Annotated in this window: 20 protein-coding genes; 18 read left to right on the plus strand and 2 right to left on the minus strand. The window is 37.8% G+C overall.

The window, feature by feature from the left end; translation table 11 throughout:
• The first annotated feature begins 626 nt into the window (after nucleotides 1–626).
• The 11 genes from rd (at nucleotide 627) to ACZ48L_RS01230 (ending at nucleotide 9,759) form a co-directional block, all read left to right on the plus strand.
• Nucleotides 627–791, plus strand: a complete 165-nt coding sequence (rd, locus tag ACZ48L_RS01180; RefSeq protein WP_008822401.1) for a rubredoxin — start codon at nucleotides 627–629, stop codon at nucleotides 789–791.
• Nucleotides 792–941: 150 nt separating this feature from the next.
• A complete protein-coding gene (locus ACZ48L_RS01185; RefSeq protein ID WP_025790546.1) occupies nucleotides 942–1,445 on the plus strand; it encodes a DMP19 family protein in 504 nt (167 codons plus the stop codon).
• Nucleotides 1,445–1,924, plus strand: a complete 480-nt coding sequence (smpB, locus tag ACZ48L_RS01190) for an SsrA-binding protein SmpB (RefSeq protein WP_008822403.1) — start codon at nucleotides 1,445–1,447, stop codon at nucleotides 1,922–1,924. The genes ACZ48L_RS01185 and smpB overlap by 1 nt, the downstream gene beginning before the upstream one ends.
• Before the next feature lie 10 nt (nucleotides 1,925–1,934).
• Nucleotides 1,935–4,685 carry a methionine synthase gene (gene metH / locus ACZ48L_RS01195; protein ID WP_052341918.1) on the plus strand — a complete coding sequence of 917 codons (2,751 nt, stop codon included), beginning with the start codon at nucleotides 1,935–1,937 and terminating at the stop codon, nucleotides 4,683–4,685.
• A 322-nt stretch (nucleotides 4,686–5,007) separates the two neighbouring features.
• Nucleotides 5,008–5,871: a type I methionyl aminopeptidase gene (gene map, locus ACZ48L_RS01200; RefSeq protein WP_025790541.1), complete on the plus strand. Its 864-nt coding sequence runs from the start codon at nucleotides 5,008–5,010 to the stop codon at nucleotides 5,869–5,871.
• Nucleotides 5,872–5,905: 34 nt separating this feature from the next.
• A complete protein-coding gene (gene tsaD, locus ACZ48L_RS01205) occupies nucleotides 5,906–6,937 on the plus strand; it encodes a tRNA (adenosine(37)-N6)-threonylcarbamoyltransferase complex transferase subunit TsaD (RefSeq protein WP_008822406.1) in 1,032 nt (343 codons plus the stop codon).
• A gap of 30 nt (nucleotides 6,938–6,967) precedes the next feature.
• Complete coding sequence (locus ACZ48L_RS01210) at nucleotides 6,968–7,471, plus strand: CinA family protein (RefSeq protein ID WP_008822407.1); 504 nt, start codon at nucleotides 6,968–6,970, stop codon at nucleotides 7,469–7,471.
• Nucleotides 7,472–7,596: 125 nt separating this feature from the next.
• Nucleotides 7,597–7,860, plus strand: coding sequence for a 50S ribosomal protein L28 (rpmB, locus tag ACZ48L_RS01215; RefSeq protein WP_008822408.1), 264 nt, complete (start codon nucleotides 7,597–7,599; stop codon nucleotides 7,858–7,860).
• Between the two features lie 5 nt (nucleotides 7,861–7,865).
• Complete coding sequence (gene rpmG / locus ACZ48L_RS01220; protein ID WP_008822409.1) at nucleotides 7,866–8,054, plus strand: 50S ribosomal protein L33; 189 nt, start codon at nucleotides 7,866–7,868, stop codon at nucleotides 8,052–8,054.
• 42 nt (nucleotides 8,055–8,096) lie between these two features.
• On the plus strand, nucleotides 8,097–8,255 hold the full coding sequence (locus ACZ48L_RS01225; protein WP_008822410.1) for a DUF4295 domain-containing protein: 159 nt from the start codon (nucleotides 8,097–8,099) through the stop codon (nucleotides 8,253–8,255).
• A 283-nt stretch (nucleotides 8,256–8,538) separates the two neighbouring features.
• Entirely contained in the window at nucleotides 8,539–9,759 is a 1,221-nt protein-coding gene (locus ACZ48L_RS01230) for a uracil-xanthine permease family protein (protein WP_025790536.1), read from the plus strand.
• 87 nt (nucleotides 9,760–9,846) lie between these two features.
• Here the strand turns inward: ACZ48L_RS01230 and ACZ48L_RS01235 are convergent, their stop codons facing one another.
• Both ACZ48L_RS01235 and hemW read right to left on the minus strand, forming a co-directional pair.
• The gene (locus tag ACZ48L_RS01235; protein ID WP_025790534.1) at nucleotides 9,847–10,173 is read right to left on the minus strand and encodes a hypothetical protein; all 327 of its coding nucleotides are present in this window, start codon (nucleotides 10,171–10,173) and stop codon (nucleotides 9,847–9,849) included.
• Between the two features lie 37 nt (nucleotides 10,174–10,210).
• Nucleotides 10,211–11,458 (minus strand): radical SAM family heme chaperone HemW, encoded by a 1,248-nt coding sequence (gene hemW, locus ACZ48L_RS01240; protein ID WP_025790532.1) that lies wholly within the window; start codon nucleotides 11,456–11,458, stop codon nucleotides 10,211–10,213.
• A 203-nt stretch (nucleotides 11,459–11,661) separates the two neighbouring features.
• Here hemW and ACZ48L_RS01245 point away from each other — a divergent pair, with 203 nt between their 5' ends.
• The 7 genes from ACZ48L_RS01245 (at nucleotide 11,662) to rpsF (ending at nucleotide 21,841) form a co-directional block, all read left to right on the plus strand.
• Nucleotides 11,662–13,824 carry an elongation factor G gene (locus tag ACZ48L_RS01245; RefSeq protein WP_464721994.1) on the plus strand — a complete coding sequence of 721 codons (2,163 nt, stop codon included), beginning with the start codon at nucleotides 11,662–11,664 and terminating at the stop codon, nucleotides 13,822–13,824.
• 446 nt (nucleotides 13,825–14,270) lie between these two features.
• Nucleotides 14,271–15,827, plus strand: coding sequence for a sensor histidine kinase (locus ACZ48L_RS01250; protein ID WP_025790529.1), 1,557 nt, complete (start codon nucleotides 14,271–14,273; stop codon nucleotides 15,825–15,827).
• Nucleotides 15,828–15,862: 35 nt separating this feature from the next.
• The gene (gene rprY / locus ACZ48L_RS01255; RefSeq protein ID WP_008822416.1) at nucleotides 15,863–16,570 is read left to right on the plus strand and encodes a response regulator transcription factor RprY; all 708 of its coding nucleotides are present in this window, start codon (nucleotides 15,863–15,865) and stop codon (nucleotides 16,568–16,570) included.
• A gap of 453 nt (nucleotides 16,571–17,023) precedes the next feature.
• On the plus strand, nucleotides 17,024–18,634 hold the full coding sequence (gene nadB / locus ACZ48L_RS01260; protein WP_025790527.1) for an L-aspartate oxidase: 1,611 nt from the start codon (nucleotides 17,024–17,026) through the stop codon (nucleotides 18,632–18,634).
• A gap of 51 nt (nucleotides 18,635–18,685) precedes the next feature.
• Nucleotides 18,686–19,678, plus strand: a complete 993-nt coding sequence (gene nadA / locus ACZ48L_RS01265; RefSeq protein ID WP_008822418.1) for a quinolinate synthase NadA — start codon at nucleotides 18,686–18,688, stop codon at nucleotides 19,676–19,678.
• A 15-nt stretch (nucleotides 19,679–19,693) separates the two neighbouring features.
• Nucleotides 19,694–20,560: a carboxylating nicotinate-nucleotide diphosphorylase gene (nadC, locus tag ACZ48L_RS01270; protein WP_025790525.1), complete on the plus strand. Its 867-nt coding sequence runs from the start codon at nucleotides 19,694–19,696 to the stop codon at nucleotides 20,558–20,560.
• 936 nt (nucleotides 20,561–21,496) lie between these two features.
• Nucleotides 21,497–21,841 carry a 30S ribosomal protein S6 gene (gene rpsF, locus ACZ48L_RS01275; RefSeq protein ID WP_008822420.1) on the plus strand — a complete coding sequence of 115 codons (345 nt, stop codon included), beginning with the start codon at nucleotides 21,497–21,499 and terminating at the stop codon, nucleotides 21,839–21,841.
• The last annotated feature ends 3 nt before the right edge of the window (nucleotides 21,842–21,844 follow it).

Genomic DNA, 21,844 nt, shown 5'->3' on the forward strand with positions numbered 1-21,844 from the left:
AGACAGTCTACTTTTAAATCTTTGAATTTATGGTGTAAATATTATGATTTGAAACCATCAGGTCATACCTTGCTGTTCGCTACTCTAATACAATGATGTAGAAAGTGATAAAGTTGAATATATGTTTGAAAAGGCGTAGCGAATAAAGTTTACAGTTGAAATAGGGAGATGAAGGAAAAGGTGATGAAATACAATCCTTTTTTAAGTTTTATAACTTTAAAAGTATCAGCTGGTTGCATGTAAGATAGTAAAAGGGCCTGAATTATGTACTGAAAGAGTATCTTTCACAGACCAAACAAGCCTCTTTTATAATGCCCAAGAGATCCTTTTGGAAAAAAGAAATGGTCTATTATTAATCAATTGGAATATTCTCTTAGAAATAAGTACCTTTTAATTTCGCATTCATCTATTATATTATATCGGCTAAAATTATTATATAGTATATTTAATCAGCATGGAGAGTGAGATAACGAAGGATAAGTAAGTCTTATAATAACACAGAATTCATAATTTATGAATCGTGTAAAATACATTTTTTAACGTCAAAAGTTTGTAATTATTACAGGATACTTGTATCTTTGCAACCAATAAAACTATTAAAAATTATATAAACATAACAAGGCATTATGAAGAAATATGAATGTGAGACTTGTGGTTATATCTATGACCCAGAGGTAGGTGATCCAGATAGTGGCATTGCTCCAGGTACAGCTTTTGAAGATATTCCAGATGATTGGGTTTGTCCTCTTTGCGGTGTAAGTAAAGATGATTTTAAGCCTGTTGACGAATAATACAGTTTACAGGAGTTCATAACATAAGGCCTACTCGATTATATGAGTAGGCTTTTTCTTTGAATTATAATCTGTTTTTAATTGATGAAAGCATATTAATCGAGAAAAAAAGTTATCTTTGCAGTGTTATAACAAAATATTTCAGTAGCGATGATTGATGTGAAAATAAAAGATAGTGATATTCGTACGGCTGTTGGTGAAGGCATGGATAGCTTTGTTCAAGTATTTATTGATGCAATTAATAAAGCTATAAATGGCAACCTAACATTGGAGACTATGGAGCAGCTCAATGCTGATCAGATAACTTTGTTAGCCTGGAGCTATCTACATCGAGAGGTGATGAATGGTGGTTATGTTCAACTAATATATAACGGATATGGCGCTTTTATTTTCAAAAATCCATTTGCTGTAGCTGTGCGTAATTGGGGACTTCGTGATCTCTATACACATATTTGTCATGCAAAGAAATATTATGAAAAATATCATGAAAGAATAGAAGCTGTAGTTTCAGATGATGATTTTATGGCATTGTATGAACAAATGCCAGAATTTGATGAATTTGATGATGAATTTGTCGTAAATGAAGAGCATTGGACAGAGATGATAGCTGCCTATATTGATGATCATATTGAAAATTTAGCAACGATTGAATAATGAATAAAGAACAACAAGATAGAAGAAAGAAGTCCCCAGTCCAGATAAGAAACAAAAAAGCTTCGTTTGAGTATTTTTTTGTAGATACTTTTACTGCGGGCATAGTTCTTACGGGTACTGAGATTAAATCTATTCGAGCAGGAAAGGCTTCCTTGGTTGATTCTTTCTGTTATATAAATAAAGGTGAGATGTGGGTACAGGGAATGAACATTTCTCCTTATTTCTATGGATCTTATGCTAATCATGAAGCCAAACGGCCCCGTAAACTCTTGTTAACGAAAAAAGAAATTCGTAGTCTTGAAACAGAATCGAAGACTCCAGGCTTCACAATTATACCTATACTTATTTTTATCGATGAAAATGGTCGTGCCAAAGTCGATATTGCTTTAGCAAAGGGAAAAAAAGAATATGATAAGCGTCAGACATTGAAAGAAAAAGAAGACAGACGAGAAATGGATCGTGCAAGAAAATATTATTAAAACAGAAATAATGAGTATAAGGGATAGCATAAAAGAAAGAATTCTTATATTAGACGGTGCCATGGGCACTATGATCCAGGGATACAACTTAACGGAGAAAGATTTTCGAGGAAGGCTTGAATTGTTACAGATGCTGAATTATCAAGGTAACAATGATATGTTGAACCTTACACGTCCAGATGTTATTGAAGATATTCATCGCCGTTATTTAAAGGCTGGCGCAGATATCATAACAACAAATACCTTTTCTTCTCAGCGTGTTTCACAAGCTGATTATCATTTGGAAAGTTCTGCACGAGATATGGCTTTGGAAGGAGCAAAAATTGCTCGTAAATGTGCAGATGAATTTTCTACGGCAGACAAGCCTCGTTTTGTAGCAGGAAGTATCGGACCGACTAATAAGACTTGTTCTATGTCACCAGATGTTAGCGATCCTGCAAAACGTGATCTGACTTATGATTCTTTGTTTGAATCTTATAGTGAGCAGGTTGCAGCTATGATAGAAGGTGGAATAGATGTAATATTAATAGAGACTATTTTTGATACACTTAATGCTAAAGTAGCTGTTGATGCGTCTATATCTGAGATGTGTAAGGCTGGTGTTGATTTGCCTGTCATGCTTTCTGTGACAATAACCGATTTATCAGGTAGAACACTTAGTGGGCAAACTCTTGATGCCTTTCTTGCTTCGGTTTCTTCTTATCCAATTTTTTCTATCGGTCTGAACTGTTCGTTTGGTGCAGAGCAGATGCGTCCATATCTGAAAGAATTATCAGCAAAAGCTCCTTATTATATAAGTATCTATCCTAATGCAGGTTTACCTAATTCAATGGGTCTATACGATGAGACTGCAGACACAATGGTCCCTCAGATGGCTACTTATATAGATGATAAACTGGTCAATATTATTGGAGGGTGTTGTGGCACTACTGATGATTTTATAGCTGGTTATGCTAAGATTGTTAAAGGAAAAAGTCCACATATACCAGTTGAATGGCCTAAGGAAATAATTCTGTCAGGGCTTGAACAGTTCCGTCTAAGCCCTGAGATTACATTTGTCAATGTAGGGGAACGATGTAATGTTGCTGGAAGTCGAAAATTTTTGCGATTGATCAAAGAGAAGAATTACGAAGAGGCTCTTACAATTGCTCGTAAGCAGGTGGATGATGGTGCATTGGTCTTAGATATTAATATGGATGATGGTTTGCTTGAGGCTAAAGAGGAGATGGTTCATTTCTTAAATATGGTCTCTTCTGAGCCTGAGATAGCTCGAGTCCCGTTAATGATAGATTCTTCTGATTGGAGTGTGGTTGTAGCTGCTTTAAAATGTGTGCAAGGTAAATCTATCGTTAATTCTATCTCTTTGAAAGAGGGGGAAGATTCTTTTATACAGCACGCAAAAGATGTGTTAAGATATGGAGCAGCTGTAGTTGTCATGTGTTTTGATGAAGAAGGGCAGGCAACAAGTTTCGAAAGACGTATAGAAATAGCAAGCAGGGCGTATAAGATCCTCACAGAAAAAGTAGGTTTCCCTGCCCAAGACATTATATTTGATCCAAATATCTTAGCTATTTGTACTGGGATGAAAGAGCATAATAGCTATGCTCTTGACTTTATAAGAGCAGCAGAATGGATTAAAAAGAATCTCCCAGGTGCCCATGTTAGCGGAGGTGTAAGTAATTTGTCATTCAGTTTTCGTGGGAATAATTATATACGTGAGGCAATGCATGCCGTATTTCTCTATCATGCTATTCAAGCAGGGATGGATTTTGGGATAGTTAATCCTGCCACTAAAGTAACTTATGCTGATATTCCGGAAGACCATCTAAAGATTATAGAAGATGTTGTACTGGATAGGGTGGAGGGGAGTGATGAACTATTGATAGACCTTGCTAACAAGATTCTTGAGCAAAAGGATGAACAAGTAGAGAATGGGGTAAATCACAGCTCATCTGACCAGGAGGCATGGCGATCTGAAAGTTTAGAAGAAAGACTGGTGTATGCTCTGAGGAAAGGTATTTCTACTTATCTAAATGAAGATATCCATGAGGCTTTACAGAAGTATTCCCGCGCAGTAGATGTCATTGAAGGGCCATTAATGCGTGGGATGAATGAGGTTGGTGACTTGTTTGGTGCTGGAAAGATGTTTTTACCCCAAGTTGTTAAGACGGCTCGAACAATGAAAGATGCAGTCGCTATTCTTCAACCATACATTGAAAAAGAAAAAGTTGGCGGTAAGGCTATTGCTGGAAAAGTACTACTAGCTACAGTGAAAGGTGATGTTCATGACATTGGGAAAAACATTGTAGGAGTAGTGATGGCGTGCAATAACTATGAGGTGATAGATATGGGCGTTATGGTTCCTGCTGATAAAATTATAAAGAAGGCAAAAGAGGAAAAAGTTGATTTGATAGGTCTCTCTGGGCTTATAACTCCAAGTTTGCAGGAGATGGTAAATGATGTTGTTGCTTTTAAGGAGGCAGGACTAAATATTCCTGTAATGATAGGAGGAGCTACGACTTCCCAGCTTCATGTTGCACTGAAAATAGCTCCATTATATGATAGTCCCGTAGTTTGGATTAAAGATGCCTCTGTTAATCCTTCTATTGCGGCTGTCTTGCTCAATAAGAGAGAGAGAGAGAATTTCTGTAAAGAGTTAAATAAGACGTATGAATGTCTACGTGCTGGATACAAAGAGCAACAACTGAAAATATTATCTTTGGACAAAGCAAGAGAAAATAAATTAAATCTTTTTGAATAAGTAATTTAGAATGTGTAGATTATTGAATACAATATGAAATAGCTTCTGTTAGAATATGAGCTATACTATTGATTAGTTGCTGATTTAAGAAAGATAAAATGATTTATAGACAAGAAGAATTAGTTCGCGAACTGTTGTGGGATTGTTCGTGAACTTTTTTCAAATTGTTCGCGAACAATTTTATGTACGTCTTAGCAGTTTATTTAAATCAATAATTATGTTCCCTTTAATCTGTAGGTTTTTAATCTCTTAAAAAGGGCTTTATTTATTTTGTATTATCTTTGAATTATAGTACTTTTGCATAAAAGTTTATTAGATTGATATGCAATTAAAGAAGAAGAGATGGCATTGTCTTCCAGGACAAGAACCAACCGAGATGGATTTAAAGATTATGGCCTTCGAAAAGAAGGGGAAATTAGTGCCTACTCGTGATCTTATAAAGACACCTGAACAGATTGAGGGTATTCGGAAAAGTGGTGTCGTTAACACAGGTTGTTTAGATGCAGTTGCAGATACTATTCATGTTGGTATGAATACACAAGAAATTGACGATATTTGTATGCAATATTGCAAAGATCATAATGCTATACCTGCTTGCCTAAATTATGAAGGATACCCCAAAAGTGTATGTACCAGTATCAACGAGGTTGTATGTCATGGTATTCCTAAAAAAGAAGATATTCTTCAGGAAGGGGATATTATCAATGTTGATATGACAACGATCGTTGATGGCTATTTTGCAGATGCGAGTCGTATGTTTATTGTAGGCAATAAGACTACTCCTGAGAAAGAGCGTTTGGTTCGTGTAGCAAAAGAGTGTCTTGAACTTGGAGCAGAAGCTGCTAAACCTTATTCTTTTGTTGGGGATATAGGACATGCTATTCAGAAACATGCAGAAAAGAATGGTTATGGAGTTGTTCGTGATCTATGTGGTCATGGTGTAGGACTTGAGTTTCATGAACAACCAGATATTGTTCATTATGGGCATGCAGGCACCGGAATGTTACTTGTTCCAGGCATGGTATTTACGATCGAACCAATGATTAATATGGGGACATGGAAAGTGTTTATCGATGCGGATGATCCGTATGGATGGGAGGTCGTTACAGGCGATGAACTACCTTCTGCTCAATGGGAACATACGTTTGTAATGACAGAACATGGAGTAGAAGTGTTGACCCACTAACTTTCATGTAGTTCTTTTAAGAGATAATTATAGAATGGAAAAAGAGGGTATATATATATTAGGAATAGAAAGTAGTTGTGATGATACAAGTGCAGCAGTCTTAAAGGATGGCATAATCCTCAGCAATGTTACGGCCTCACAGGAAGTACATAAGGCATACGGAGGTGTTGTCCCAGAACTGGCTTCAAGAGCCCACCAACAGAATGTGGTGCCAGTTGTAGATCAGGCTTTAAAACGTGCAGGTATTACAAAAGAACAACTGTCAGCAGTTGCATTTACACGTGGGCCAGGGTTGATGGGAAGTCTTTTGGTTGGCGTGAACTTTGCAAAAGGATTTGCTCGTTCATTGAAAATCCCAATGATAGAAGTCAATCATTTACAAGGGCATGTCATGGCACATTTCATTAAAGAAAGTGAGGATGATACTCATATGCCACCATTCCCATTTATATGTCTCCTAGTTTCTGGTGGAAATTCTCAGATCGTCAAAGTGAATGCATATAATGATATGGAAGTGCTTGGTCAAACAATAGATGATGCTGCTGGTGAAGCAATAGATAAATGTTCGAAGGTAATGGGGTTGGGGTATCCAGGAGGTCCTATCATTGATAAACTTGCACGGCAAGGTAACCCTTTAGCATATAAGTTTGCCGAACCAAATGTTGCAGGTTTTGATTACTCTTTCTCGGGCTTGAAGACTTCTTTCTTATATAATATGCGAAAATGGATACAAGATGATCCCGATTTCATAGAGCATAATAAAGAAGATATTGCTGCAAGCCTTGAACATGCTATCGTTGATACTCTCATGAAAAAATTGCGTTTGGCAGTAAAGCAAACAGGAATCAAACATGTAGCGGTTGCTGGTGGTGTTTCAGCTAACAACGGACTAAGAAATGCTTTCCAGGATCATGCAAAGAGATTTGGCTGGACAATATATATACCAAAGTTTAGTTATACAACAGATAATGCTGCGATGATAGCAAGTGTCGGAACTTTTAAATATAAGGATAAAGATTTTACTAAGATGGACATTCCTGTTTTCAGTAAAGTAACTTTTGAATGATAACAAATTTAGGCCCTATAAACATAAATTATGGATTTTGAAAGTAAAATAATATCTCGTCAAATAGGAGACATTCTGTATGCCTCTGGGTTAACTATTGGTACGGCGGAGAGTTGTACAGGTGGACGCATCAGTGAAGCAATTATTGCAATACCAGGTTCTTCTGATTACTATAAGGGAGGAATAGTTGCATATACTGATGAAGTGAAAGAGAGAATTCTGGGCGTACCTCACGAAATATTAGAGGAGTATACGGCTGTGTCAGAGGAAGTTGCGCGTCAGATGGTGTTAGGTACGATCAATACTATAGATGTTGATTTTGCAATAGCATCAACTGGGTATGCAGGTCCTGGCGGTGGTACTAAGGATAATCCTGTTGGTACAATATGGCTCGCATATGGCAATAAAGAGGAGGTAAGAACTTTTAAGCTTACAGAAGATTTTGGTCGTGACATAAATCTTGCGATAGCAACTAACAAAGCTATTCGGTTGATGCTTGATTTCCTGAAGGATTTGGATATTAAATCCGAATAAAAGCGCAAAAAAGCTTAAAAACAGTAATTATCATTACGAAAGTTTTGCTCATTTGAAAACTTTTTGTAATTTTGCACCCTGTTTGGAATAGGTATCAATTAACGAATCACAAAACAAAGATAGAAATGTCTAAGATTTGTCAAATCACAGGAAAGAAGGCACAGCTCGGTTGTAATGTGTCTCACTCAAAGCACCGTACTAAGAGAAGCTTTGATGTTAACCTTTTCAGCAAAAAGTTCTACTACGTAGAAGAAGGTTGCTGGATTGAGCTGAAGATTAGTGCAGCTGGTCTTCGTCTTATTAATAAAGTAGGCCTTGATGCAGCTCTTAAACAGGCTGTTTCTAAAGGTTATGTTGACTGGAAGGACATTAAGGTAATAGGAGACTAAATAGCATGGCAAAGAAAGCTAAAGGAAATAGAGTCCAGGTTATCTTGGAATGTACAGAGATGAAGGACAGCGGCATGGCTGGAACAAGTCGCTATGTGACAACAAAAAATCGCAAGAATACTCCTGAGCGTCTTGAGCTCATGAAGTACAATCCTGTTCTGAAGAAGATGACTCTTCATAAGGAGATTAAGTAAGCTGATGCGATAGATTTAGTTAATAGTTAAAATAGATAGACTATGGCAAAGAAAGCGGTCGCTACCCTCCATGAAGGATCAACGGATGGTCGCGCATATTCAAAAGTAATTAAGATGGTAAAGAGCCCTAAGACCGGTGCTTACATCTTTGATGAGCAGATGGTCCCTAATGAGGCTGTCAAAGACTTCTTTAAGAATTAATTTCTATAAAGGTAATATTAGAGGATGTACTTTTTAAAGGTACATCCTCTTTTTGTTTATTGGTGTTAAATCTATATTGCTTACTGCAATAATTGAGGACTGAAAGATGTTAGCAATGACCCTCCCGTCAAAGTGGAAGGTAACTGATGGCTAATATCAGATGTGTTTAAATAACATTTCAAGCATTATGTCTGTGACATGTGCAATCTTTTTTATACTTTTGTGGGAAGAAACCGATATACTTCGTTTATCTTGATGTAAACTAATATTAAACAATATATACATGGATACGTTGAAACTTTCTCCAATTCGGAAGACGATAGTGGGAGTCCAATTCCTCTTCGTTGCCTTTGGTGCTACTGTTCTTGTCCCTTTACTTGTAGGGCTTGATCCTGCAACGGCACTATTTACTGCAGGTTTAGGGACATTTATCTTTCATTTAGTTACGAAGGGTAAGGTCCCGATTTTTTTAGGTTCTTCCTTTGCCTTTATAGCACCAATCATTGCGGCGTCGAAGCAATGGGGTATGCCTGGGACACTGGCAGGCATAGCGGGTGTATCTCTGGTTTATTTTGTTATGTCAGCCTTAATTAAATGGCAGGGAAAGAAACTGCTAGATAGATTGTTTCCACCTGTTGTTATTGGACCTGTTATCATTTTAATTGGCTTATCATTATCGACATCAGCAGTTGATATGGCAAAAACTAATTGGCTATTGGCTTTTGTATCATTGGCTGTGGCAGTTTGTGTGTTATCTATGGGGCGTGGTTTGATGAAACTTGTACCTGTTATTTGTGGTATAGTTTCTGGTTACATATTAGCAGTTTGTATGGGAGTCGTTGATTTCTCACATGTTGTAGCAGCACCATGGTTAGCTCTGCCTCCAGCTTTATCTGATTTTCATCTGCCGCAATTCGCATGGGAACCATTCCTTTATATGATTCCTGTAGCTATTGCACCTGTGATAGAGCATGTGGGTGATATTTACGTAGTAAGTGCTGTTGCTGGTAAGGATTTTACAGCATCTCCTGGTTTACATCGCACAATGTTAGGTGATGGTTTAGCTTGTCTTGCTGCCTCTTTTTTTGGTGGTCCCCCAGTAACAACCTATAGTGAGGTAACAGGAGCAATGAGTATTACAAAGGTAACTCATCCTCAGGTAATTCGTATTGCTGCTGCAACAGCTATTGTATTTTCGGTGATAGGGAAGTTGAGTGCTTTGTTACAGAGTATTCCTTCTGCAGTGTTAGGAGGTATTATGCTGTTACTCTTTGGAACAATTGCTTCTGTTGGTATTCAGAACCTTATTCAACATAAGGTAGACTTTAATCGTACACGTAACATCATTATTATATCAATTACGCTGACGATGGGTATTGGAGGTGCCGTGCTACAGTGGGGTAGTTTCTCTATTAGTGGTATCGGACTCTCTGCAGTTATTGGTGTTATTTTAAATCTTCTGCTTCCACCAGCAAAGGAAAAGAAGTTTATTGAGAAGGAATAAAAGTGTCATGTTATATTGACGATAAAAAGATAAGGCAAATAGATGCGTTAAAGCCTATTAGCCTTATCTTTTTCTATAAAAGAGTCTTTAGTTACCAACCGAATCCTTATACTGTTGCTTAATCTTTTCTTCAAGTTCTTCTAATGTTTGCTTGCTGTCAAATAGACCTTTGATAAGGCGATAACCTAACCATATCAATATCATGCCTATAAGTGCAAGGAGATATTGTAAAACGACACTATTTATGATAGTCTTTGTATAGTTCTCGCAGATAACAAAGCCTGCGATGAAGATGATATAATCAATCCAGCCCGAACTTTTATAGCTCTGTACGATGCGTTGATATTCTTCATTGTTGGCAAGAATCTCTTTACGATTCTCTGTCCATTTTTTCTCAAATTCTTCGTTTGTCATAGGAGGGATAAGTGTTGAATGTTAAGTGCCGATCTACTTATACTTTCATTAAATCACTCATAATAGAATCGCTGACATAGATACCATTGCGAGTGAGGTGGAGTTTGCCGTTGTCCTCTTTTAATAGACCTTGTTGTTGAAAAGGTTTTGCAAGGCGTATAAGATAGGTTCGGTATTCGGCAGGGAGTATTGAAAGGTCTATTCCTTCACATGTGCGCAGAGCTGTCATAATGATATCATTATAGTGTGTGTCTGCATCAATTATTTCTTCTTCAGACGGAAGTCTATTTTTTTGAATTGCAGTGATATAAGCTTTGATATCTGCTACATTCCAACTTCTTTTACCATTACCATATGAATGAGCAGCAGCACCGATGCCTATATAAGGGATATTTTGCCAATACGAACTGTTGTGTTGGGAACGATAAAGACTTTGAATTTTGGACTTTGAGGTTTGAATATTGAACTTGGGACTTTGAACGTCTAGTTTAGCAAAGTTACTAATCTCATATTGTTCATATCCTGCTTTGGCTAAGCGGTCGATGAGTGTATCGTACATCTGTCGATAGAGTTCTTCGTCTATCTCTTTGACCTTTCCTTCCTGGAGGAGTCGGAAGAGGGGGGTTCCTTTCTCATACATAAGACTGTATGCAGAAATGTGTTCAATATCTAAAGCAAGTAGTCGTTCAATGTCATCGTTCCATTCTTCAAGTGTCTCGTTGGGAAAACCAAACATAAGGTCTACTGATATGTTCTTGATTCCTATACCTCTTAGACGTTTGACAGCATTCTTCACCTCGTCAGCTGTATGTCTACGGTGTAAAAAGTGTAAACGTTCGTCCGAGAAGGTCTGTGCTCCCATAGAGATACGATTGATAGGAAGAGAATGCAAGTTCTGTGCGAACTCTTCTGTCACGTCATCTGGGTTACATTCCATTGTGATTTCGATAGGTATTGCAGTAGAACAGGTGTTGTCCTCTTTGTTCCATTCTAAACCAATGTGGTATACTTTATCTATCGTTTGGAATATCTTCTGTAAGCTATTGAAGGAAAGCAGTGAAGGAGTTCCACCGCCTAAATAGATACTTGATAAGCCTGTCATTTTCCTACCAAACATATCATCGTCCTTCTCCATACGGAGTTCCATCTCATGGCAAAGAGCATTCACATACTGTTCTTCAACAGAAAGCCTTTCACCCTTCTCTCTTGCAGATGTAGTGGAGTAGAATCCACAGTAAATGCAGCGACTGGCACAAAAAGGAATGTGAATGTATAATCCAAACATGATTAAGTATATGCGTATATATTAATGTATGTCTTAAAAGAACTAATGCAAATGTACTAATAAGTTTTAAAAGAATTTGTTTTTTTCGTAAGAAACTTTGGCTCTTTCATTGAAAATGCCTAACTTAGACCGCTGAATGGATGAGTTAATACTTGTCCTCTTGAGACGAATAAATTATTACTAACAGCTTAAATCTATCAGATATGAGAGTATATCAGACAAACGAGATTAAGAACATTGCCTTGGTTGGCAGTGCGGGTAGCGGCAAGACTACTCTTGCCGAAAGTATGTTGTTCGAAGCTGGTGTTATTAAGCGCCGCGGTTCAGTAGAAGCTAAGAATACAGTTAGCGATTACTTCCCTGTAGAACAGGAGTATGGTTACTCTGTGTTCCCTACTGTTTTTCATGTTGAGTGGAATAACAAGAAGCTGAATATTATTGATTGTCCAGGTAGTGATGATTTCATTGGTGGTGCAATAACAGCTCTTAATGTTACAGATGAAGCTGTCATCCTTATTAATGGTCAATATGGGCCAGAAGTGGGTACGCAGAATAACTTCCGTTATACAGAGAAACTGAAGAAACCAGTTATTTTTTTAATCAATCAGCTTGATTCTGATAAGTGTGATTATGAGAATATCATATCAACAATGCAGGATATTTATGGTCCAAAGTGTGTTCAGATCCAATATCCAATAGAAACAGGACCGAACTTTAATAGTTTAATAGATGTTTTGTTGATGAAGAAATATAGTTGGAAGCCAGAGGGAGGTGAACCAATAATTGAAGATATACCTGCAGATCAAATGGATAAGGCTATGGAGCTTCACAAAATTCTTGTTGAAGCTGCAGCTGAGAATGATGAGGGATTGATGGAGAAGTTCTTTGAAGAAGAAACTCTTTCAGAGGATGAACTTCGTACGGGAATCCGTAAGGGACTCATCACACGCTCAATATACCCAGTCTTCTGTGTATGTGCTGGCAAGAGTATGGGGGTACATCGTTTGATGGAATTCTTAGGCAATGTCGTTCCATTTGTAGATGAAATGCCTAATATTCATAATACACGTGGTGAAGAAGTAGCCCCTAATAGTGATGGACCAGAGTCTTTGTACTTCTTCAAAACTGGGTTAGAACCACATATTGGGGAAGTTAGCTACTTTAAAGTAATGAGTGGATGTGTAAAGGCTGGTGATGACTTAACAAATTCAGATCGTGGTTCAAAGGAACGAATAGGACAGATATATGCTTGTGCAGGTGCAAATAGAGTTCCTGTAGATCAATTGAATGCTGGAGATTTAGGTTGTACTGTCAAACTGAAAGATGTGAAGACAGGAAACACTTTGAATGGTAAAGGTACGGATGAACGATTTGATTTTATCAAATATCCTAATTCTAAATACTCTCGTGCTATCGAAGCAAAGAACTCACAAGATACAGAAAAGTTGATGGTAGCACTGTTGAAGATGCATCAAGAGGATCCTACATGGGTTGTGGAACAGAGTAAGGAGCTTCGGCAGACAATCGTTCATGGGCAGGGCGAATTTCATCTTCGTACACTTAAATGGCGTTTGGAGAACAACGAAAAGCTGCAAGTGAATTTTAAAGAGCCTAAGATACCATATCGTGAAACAATTACTAAACAAGCTAAAGCAGAATATCGGCATAAGAAACAAAGTGGTGGTGCTGGTCAATTTGGCGAGGTACATTTGATAGTAGAACCCTATGCAGAAGGAATGCCTGATCCAACAGTTTATAAGTTTAATGGGCAAGAGTTTAAGATGAATATCAAAGGGCGTGAAGAACGTGACCTCCCATGGGGTGGAAAGCTCGTCTTTATCAATTCCGTTGTAGGTGGTGCTATTGATGCACGCTTCATGCCGGCTATACTGAAGGGCATTATGGATTGTATGGAGCGTGGTCCTCTGACTGGAAGTTATGCACGTGACGTTCGTGTAATCGTTTATGATGGAAAGATGCATCCTGTTGATTCTAATGAATTATCGTTTACATTAGCAGCCCGTCATGCTTTTTCTGATGCCTTTAAAACTGCAGGACCTAAAATCCTAGAACCAATCTATGATTTGGAGGTTTTTGTTCCAGATGATTATATGGGTGATGTGATGAGTGACTTACAAGGGCGTCGTGCCATGATTATGGGAATGGACTCTGAGGCTGGTTATCAGAAATTGCAGGCAAAGATTCCTTTGAAGGAGCTTGCTAACTATAGTATTTCATTGAGTTCTCTCACTGGTGGTCGTGCAAGTTTCACTACTAAGTTTGCAAGTTACGAGCTTGTCCCGAATGACGTCCAGCAGAAACTGATTGACGAGCATGAGGCAGAAGTTAAAGACGAAGATGAATAAAATTTATATTTTAAACTAAGTAAATTATAAAGGATGGTCCAATCATATCATAAGATAGATGGACCATCCTTTTTCTTACGTTTACATGAGCCTCTACAATAACTAGAGAAAGAATAGACTCTTATTTTTTTATGTTAGAGTTGTTACTAAGCACCAATAAAGTTGATGTTAAGCATGAATAATGTTATGACTAAACACATTAATAATTAAGTATATCTTGGATTGTTAAACGCCATATTATATTTATAAAGTCAATGTTTGAATTACATTATAATTGATATTTATACAGTTAAAGTTGTTATATTTGTTAATAAAAGGGAATTTAACTAGTTTAATTAACTTCTATATGTTAATCTATTAAGAATTGCTTATCTTTGCAAGTACAAATAATAAAAGACGATTGGTAGTAACCTTATGAGGTTTTTACACATAAGAAGTAACGGATAATGAAGAAGAGTACAATTTGGATCATAGCTGTCATAATGGGGTTTTCATTCCTTGGACTACTTTTGCTCCAGCTCAACTATATCGAAGAAATGGCTGAGATGAAGAAAGAACAGTTTGATGAATCTGTCAATCGTGCTCTTTATCAAGCTTCTCGTAATATGGAGTTGAATGAGACTCTTCGTTATTTAGAGGATGATGTTAATAATAAAGAGCGTAAGTTGCCGCAGAATCAAATGAGTTCAAAAGATTCTGTCACAGCTACGCATCAGGCTCCGTCGACAGATAATCAGGGTGATGTCTACACCTCTTTTGAAGCAAAACTAAAGCAATCGAAGCCTTCTTTGGTTCCGAAAGGTTCAATTTTACGGAGTGATAGTAGTTCTTTGTCTGCTACAAAACGTAATATGCAAGAGATTGTTCGTAATCGTTATGTTTATCAGAAAGCCATGTTGGAGGAAGTTGTTTATAATATCCTGTATTCAGCTTCGGATAAACCTCTACGTCAACGTATAAACTTTAAACTGTTGGATCAGGACTTAAAGGCTGAGATGATGAATAATGGTATTAATATTCCTTATCACTTCACAGTTACAACACAGGATGGGAGAGAAGTTTACCGTTGTCCAGATTATGTGAGTGACGGTGAAGAAAATACCTATTCCCAGGTTCTTTTCCGCAATGACCCTGTAAATCGAATGGGGGTTGTTAAGGTACATTTCCCAGAAATGAATAATTACATCTTCTCGAGTGTACGCTTTATGATCCCATCTATCATCTTTACTTTTGTCCTTCTGTTCACATTCATTTTTACAATTGTAATTATCTTCCGACAGAAACGTTATAGTGAGATAAAGAATGACTTTATTAATAATATGACCCATGAGTTGAAAACTCCGATTGCAAGTATCTCTTTGGCAGCTCAAATGATGAATGATAAGAGTCTGACGAAAACACCAAAGATGCTGGAACACTTAGGAGGGGTTATCAATGATGAGTCAAAACGTCTGAGATTTCTTGTTGAGAAAGTGCTTCAAATGAGCATGTATGATCGAAAAAAAGCTGTTTTAAAGAAGAAATATACAGACTTAAATGAAATGGTTGAGACCATAGCGAATTCCTTTACACTTCGCGTAGAACATACTGGTGGAAAGGTTTATACAGATATAGAAGCAGTCGATTCTACTATGTTTGTTGATGAAATGCATTTTCAAAATGTGATTTTCAATCTTCTTGATAATGCCGTCAAGTATGCAAAGCCAGAGCAACCATTGGATGTCTATCTGAAAACATGGAATACGAATGAGCATCTTTATCTGTCAATCCGTGATACGGGTATGGGTATTAAGAAAGAAAATCTTAAGAAGATCTTTGAAAAGTTCTATCGTGTGCATACAGGTAATCGACATGATGTGAAAGGATTTGGACTTGGATTAGCCTATGTAAAACGTATGGTAGACCTTCATGATGGAGAGATAAAAGTACTGAGTGAATATGGCAAGGGAACTAAGTTCATTATTAAACTCCCTGTTATTCATGATGAGGATATAGTAGATTAAATAAATTAGAATTAACAAATTAAATTATTATTGATATGGACGATAAGCTAAAAATTCTTTTGTGTGAAGATGATGAGAATCTCGGAACATTGTTGAGTGAGTATTTGCAAGCTAAAGGTTATCAAGCTGATCTTTGCCCTGATGGTGAAGTAGGTTATAAATTCTTTTTGAAGAATAAGTACGATATTTGTGTTCTTGACGTGATGATGCCTAAAAAGGATGGTTTCACACTTGCGCAAGAAATCCGTCAGGCTAATGCTGAGATTCCAATTATCTTTCTTACAGCAAAGCAGTTGAAAGAAGATATCTTGGAAGGATTCAAGATTGGAGCAGATGATTATATTACAAAACCGTTCTCAATGGAAGAACTCGTGTTCCGTATTGAGGCAATTCTTCGCCGTGTAAGGGGTAAAAAGACAAAGGAATCAACAATGTACAATATTGGTCGTTTTACCTTTGATACTCAGAAGCAGCTGCTGACGTTGGACAATGATCCTTCAAAAGCAACTAAGTTAACAACAAAGGAGAATGAACTGTTGGCTTTGTTATGTGCTCATTCTAACGAGATCCTTCAGCGCGATTATGCATTGAAGACTATTTGGATTGATGATAACTATTTCAATGCACGTTCAATGGACGTTTACATTACTAAGTTGCGTAAGCATCTGAAGCCAGATTCTCAAATAGAGATTATTAATATTCATGGTAAAGGATATAAGCTCATTGTTCCAGACGAGCAGTAAGAACCTTATACTGTAATGCATGCCGCATGCAGGACCTATATGTCAAACGCTATTCTATTCCCGTTGAGGGGATTGGATAGCGTTTTTCTTGTTTAATCAAGAAGTGAGATGATAAAGATCGCACCTAAACCACATTTGGAAATTTCGTGAAAATATTACAGATTGGAGTCAATCTTGTTATGTGTTTAGTACTCCGCACTATTGGTGTTTACCACGAACACTGTTAGTGTTCACCATCAGCACAATAAGTGCTGGGCATCAACACCATGATATGAAATGGCCAAAGATGGACGTTATTTCTATCAAACCATATAGAAAGATACTAATATTTAATACGTTTGAATAACTTTTATTGGTTACGTTTAAATATATTTACTCTTTTCTTATCCGTGTTTTGGTAATTCTTATTACTTTTGTACCGACTAATATTTTGAGATCAGACTGAACAAACAAATGATATACAAATTCGATTTCCTGATTATCGGTGGTGGTATCGCAGGATTGACTTATGCTTTAAGTGTTGCAAATCGTGAAAAGGGTAGAGTTGCATTAATATGTAAAACCTCTTTGAATGAAACTAATACAGCAAAAGCACAAGGAGGAATAGCATCTGTTACCAATCTTACCGTTGACAATTATGAAAAGCATATCAATGATACTATGGTGGCAGGGGATAATATCTCCGACCCTTTAGCTGTGAGACAAGTTGTGTGTAATGCCCCTTCAGCAATTCAAACGCTTGTTGACTGGGGGGTTAATTTTGATAAACACCAAGACGGAACATACGATCTACATCGTGAAGGTGGACATAGTGACTTCCGCATACTTCATCATGCTGATGATACTGGATTTGAGATACAACGTGGCTTGATGGATGCTGTGCGGGCTAACTCAAATATTACAGTATTTGAGAATCACTATGCTGTAGAGATTATCACACAACATCACTTAGGGAAAAAGGTGACTCGAAGAACGCCTGATATAGAGTGTTATGGTGCATATGTTCTCAATCCTGATACTCAGAAAGTTGATACATTCTTGAGTAAGGTGACGCTCATGGCTACAGGAGGCGTTGGGGCTGTATATGCAATGACGTCAAATCCGGTGATAGCTACAGGAGATGGCATAGCAATGGTTTATCGTGCAAAGGGTACGGTGAAGGATATGGAGTTTGTACAGTTCCATCCTACGGTTCTTTATAACCCTTCCGAGACCCATCCGGCATTCCTAATTACTGAGGCTATGAGGGGTTATGGAGGAGTGTTGCGACTACCAGATGGTCAGGAGTTCATGCAGAAGTATGATGAACGACTTTCTCTTGCCCCACGTGATATTGTGGCAAGAGCTATCGACCATGAGATGAAGATACACGGACTCAACCATGTTTGTCTTGACTTGACACACAAGGATGCTGAAGTGACAAAGCGCCATTTCCCGCATATCTATGAGAAGTGTATGAGCGTTGGGATAGATATTACGAAAGACTATATACCAGTCTGCCCCAGTGCCCATTATATGTGTGGTGGTATAAAGGTAGATTTGAATGGGGAGAGTTCCATCCATCGACTTTATGCTGTGGGCGAATGTTCGTGCACAGGACTGCATGGAGGGAATCGCCTTGCCAGTAACTCTCTGATAGAAGCAGCCGTTTACGCTAAGTCTGCAGCAGCCCATTCTCTACAGAAGATTGATAACTATGATTTCAATACGGATGTCCCTGAGTGGAATGACGAAGGCACAATGACCAATGAAGAGCATGTCTTGATAACACAAAGTATTCGAGAAGTAGGCGAAATCATGAGTAATTATGTTGGTATTGTTCGTAGTGACTTACGCTTGAAACGTGCGTGGGACAGGCTCGACTTACTCTATGAAGAGACCGAGAACCTCTTTAAGCGTGTTAAAGCAACGAAGGATATATGCGAACTCCGTAATATGATAAATGTTGGTTATCTGATAACACGGCAAGCGATAGAGCGGAAAGAGAGTCGTGGGCTACATTATACTGTAGATTATCCGAAGCATGCTTATGACAAGAAGACCGAAGAAAAAATAGATAGATAATAAAGAGAAACACTGTTACCATAGATTATTCAACATATAACTAAGAATCAGATGATAAAAGAAAAATGGTTGGAGCAAGGCTTTATCGACGAGGCTATCCCAGAAGGGGTAGATGTTAAGGCTGAAATACGTAGGTTGTGCAAGGAGAAGAACGCACTTATCATGGCACATTATTACACAGAAGGAGTTATCCAGGAGTTGGCTGACTTCGTCGGAGATAGTTTGGCCTTGGCACAGAAGGCTGCATCAACAAATGCCGACATTATTGTGATGTGTGGTGTGCATTTTATGGGTGAGACGAATAAGATATTATGTCCTGAGAAGACAATACTTGTTCCTGATCTTAATGCTTCTTGCTCTTTAGCAGAGAGTTGTCCAGCCGATGAGTTTGAGAAGTTTGTTAAGGCACATCCTCATCACACGGTTATCAGTTATGTAAACACGACGGCAGCAACGAAGGCTTTGACAGATATTGTAGTAACAAGCAGTAATGCCAAACAGATTGTGGAGTCTTTGCCGAAAGAAGCACCGATTATCTTTGGTCCAGATAAGAACTTAGGACATTATATCAGCGAGCAGACCGGTCGTAAGATGTTGCTCTGGGATGGAGCTTGCCAGGTTCATGAGAAGTTCTCTGCAGTGAAAATTCAACAGCTAAAAAGCAAGTATCCAGCTGCTAAGGTACTCGTTCATCCAGAATGTCCACCAGCTATAATCAGCCTGGCTGACAAGGTGGGGAGTACAGCAGCCTTGTTGAAGTATAGTGTTACTGATAGTGCTCAAGAGTTCATCGTGGTGACAGAGAGTGGTATTCTTGTTGAGATGCAACGATTGGCACCGAATAAGACATTCATTCCTGCTCCTGCGGAAGATAGTGATAACACTTGTAACGAATGTGAGTATATGAAACTTGTCACGTTGAACAAATTGTATAACTGTCTGAAATACGAGTGGCCTGCTATCGAAGTTGAGCCAGAGATGGGTAAGAAAGCCGTGAAGTCTATTCACAGGATGTTGGAAATATCAAAGAATTTAGGTTTATAATTTAATCATATATTTATGTTGTCAGTAGAAGAACTTAACGATAAACTTATCGAACTCGCTTTTAGTGAGGATATTGGAGATGGTGATCACACAACACTTTGTTGTATTCCTGCAGATGCAGTAGGCGAAAGCAAGTTGCTAATAAAGGAAGAAGGGGTCTTAGCTGGTGTTGAGATAGCCAAACGAGTATTCTATCGCTTCGACCCTAAACTTCAAGTTGAGGTGTTTATAGAAGATGGTGCGTGGGTGAAGCCAGGGGATATTGTGATGATAGTAAAAGGTAGGATACAAAGTCTATTACAGACAGAACGGCTCATGCTCAATATCCTACAGCGTATGAGTGGTATAGCCACGATGACGCATAAGTACCAACAAGCGTTGATAGATGCTGGCACGAAGACGCGCGTCCTCGATACTCGTAAGACAACACCAGGGATGAGAATGTTGGAGAAAGAGGCAGTTAAGATAGGGGGTGGACTGAATCATCGCATTGGATTATTTGATATGATTCTCTTAAAAGATAATCATGTTGACTTTTGTGGAGGGATACATAATGCTATCTCTAAGGCAAAGCAGTATTGTAAGGAACATGGAAAGAACGGTCTCAAGATAGAGTGTGAGGTCAGAAATTTCGATGAGTTGGAGGAAGCCTTACGTGAAGGGTGCGACCGAATCATGTTTGATAACTTTACACCAGAAGACACTCGCAAGGCTGTTGAGATAGTTGGAGGTCGTTGTGAGACGGAGTCAAGTGGGGGAATCACCTTCGATACGATGATTCCATACGCACAGGCAGGGGTCGACTTCATCTCCTTTGGTGCATTGACACATAGTGTTAAAGGACTTGATATGAGTTTTAAGGCGGTGACGAAGAAGGATTAATGGAGTCAAATCTATGAATGACTCAGAATTATTTATGTGAGAGGACTTTTTAATTTTCACGAAGAGAAATATTCCTCTCGCATAAATAATTATTTCCTTCTATGAAAATAATTTGGGGATGTGGTAGTTTTTTACTATTTATCTTTCGTACATCAAGATTTTATGAACTCCTTTATTTGCAACAAACTTTGTAAATAAGGTAAATGAAGTTGGATTTAGAACAAAAAGAGAGGTCCAATAAAGATCCTAAAAATAGGATTATGGGATAAGGTTTTGTAGTTGTGATTACTGTTTAGATGAATAGATTATAATCAATATACAATTTCCTAAAACACATTTTCCTGTCATTTCTATCACTTATTTCAGATGTGTAATTAAATGATTTGTAGGGTGTTGACTCGAAATGTTAAAAGTGAAAGTAAAACGAAATAAAAATCACTCTGGTATAAGGTATATAAACAAGTTTTTACTCTTTAGATTTCTATCCCATTCTATCATACGTAAGATTATAACCTCTAATGTTTGACTAACAATCTAGACTTTTTGTGATATGGAAAGTCTGTGATTTAATTCTCTAATAATCGTAGCGAAGATAGCTATTTTTTATCCTTTTTTTCGTTAAATGAATGGATAGAAGCTGCGCTCTCACCCTTTACAAATAAGATAATACCACCCAAAACTAATAGAAGTCCACTGAAGAGAACTACATTCCCATGAATATGTAGGACGACATGGACAACAAATAGCAGAAGACCAATAATTACCACTGCAATTCCTAAATGTTTAATATATCTTTTCATATATAATAGTAAATATGCTGTTTACAGACGCAAAAGTACTAAAAATATTTGGTCATTTATATAAAAATGAGTACTTTTGCACCGCATTTTGCGTAAGCAGATGTAATTTAATTCACAAATTTATATTTTAAGTAGTATGAATCAATACGAAACCGTTTTCATTTTGACTCCCGTTTTGTCTGACGAACAGATGAAGGAAACGGTCGCTAAATTCAAGAAACTGCTCACCGATAATGGCGCTGAGATCTTGAACGAGGAGGCCTGGGGTCTGAAGAAGTTGGCTTACAACATCCAGAAGAAGTCATCAGGCTTCTATGCTTTGTTGGAGTTCAACGCAGAACCATCAGTTATCAACACTCTCGAGACCGGCTTCCGTCGTGACGAGAAGGTTATTCGTTACATCACCGTTAAGCAGGACAAGTATTCTGCAGCTTATGCTGAGAAGCGTCGTGCTAAATGGGCAGCTAAAAAGGAGGCTTAAATC

The organism is Prevotella histicola (genome assembly GCF_055385135.1).

Coding starts and splice junctions, on each gene's coding strand:
- rd (WP_008822401.1), top strand. CDS start 627: ATGAAGAAATATGAATGTGAGACTTGTGGTTATATCTATGACCCAGAG.
- ACZ48L_RS01185 (WP_025790546.1), top strand. CDS start 942: ATGATTGATGTGAAAATAAAAGATAGTGATATTCGTACGGCTGTTGGT.
- smpB (WP_008822403.1), top strand. CDS start 1,445: ATGAATAAAGAACAACAAGATAGAAGAAAGAAGTCCCCAGTCCAGATA.
- metH (WP_052341918.1), top strand. CDS start 1,935: ATGAGTATAAGGGATAGCATAAAAGAAAGAATTCTTATATTAGACGGT.
- map (WP_025790541.1), top strand. CDS start 5,008: ATGCAATTAAAGAAGAAGAGATGGCATTGTCTTCCAGGACAAGAACCA.
- tsaD (WP_008822406.1), top strand. CDS start 5,906: ATGGAAAAAGAGGGTATATATATATTAGGAATAGAAAGTAGTTGTGAT.
- ACZ48L_RS01210 (WP_008822407.1), top strand. CDS start 6,968: ATGGATTTTGAAAGTAAAATAATATCTCGTCAAATAGGAGACATTCTG.
- rpmB (WP_008822408.1), top strand. CDS start 7,597: ATGTCTAAGATTTGTCAAATCACAGGAAAGAAGGCACAGCTCGGTTGT.
- rpmG (WP_008822409.1), top strand. CDS start 7,866: ATGGCAAAGAAAGCTAAAGGAAATAGAGTCCAGGTTATCTTGGAATGT.
- ACZ48L_RS01225 (WP_008822410.1), top strand. CDS start 8,097: ATGGCAAAGAAAGCGGTCGCTACCCTCCATGAAGGATCAACGGATGGT.
- ACZ48L_RS01230 (WP_025790536.1), top strand. CDS start 8,539: ATGGATACGTTGAAACTTTCTCCAATTCGGAAGACGATAGTGGGAGTC.
- ACZ48L_RS01235 (WP_025790534.1), bottom strand. CDS start 10,173: ATGACAAACGAAGAATTTGAGAAAAAATGGACAGAGAATCGTAAAGAG.
- hemW (WP_025790532.1), bottom strand. CDS start 11,458: ATGTTTGGATTATACATTCACATTCCTTTTTGTGCCAGTCGCTGCATT.
- ACZ48L_RS01245 (WP_464721994.1), top strand. CDS start 11,662: ATGAGAGTATATCAGACAAACGAGATTAAGAACATTGCCTTGGTTGGC.
- ACZ48L_RS01250 (WP_025790529.1), top strand. CDS start 14,271: ATGAAGAAGAGTACAATTTGGATCATAGCTGTCATAATGGGGTTTTCA.
- rprY (WP_008822416.1), top strand. CDS start 15,863: ATGGACGATAAGCTAAAAATTCTTTTGTGTGAAGATGATGAGAATCTC.
- nadB (WP_025790527.1), top strand. CDS start 17,024: ATGATATACAAATTCGATTTCCTGATTATCGGTGGTGGTATCGCAGGA.
- nadA (WP_008822418.1), top strand. CDS start 18,686: ATGATAAAAGAAAAATGGTTGGAGCAAGGCTTTATCGACGAGGCTATC.
- nadC (WP_025790525.1), top strand. CDS start 19,694: ATGTTGTCAGTAGAAGAACTTAACGATAAACTTATCGAACTCGCTTTT.
- rpsF (WP_008822420.1), top strand. CDS start 21,497: ATGAATCAATACGAAACCGTTTTCATTTTGACTCCCGTTTTGTCTGAC.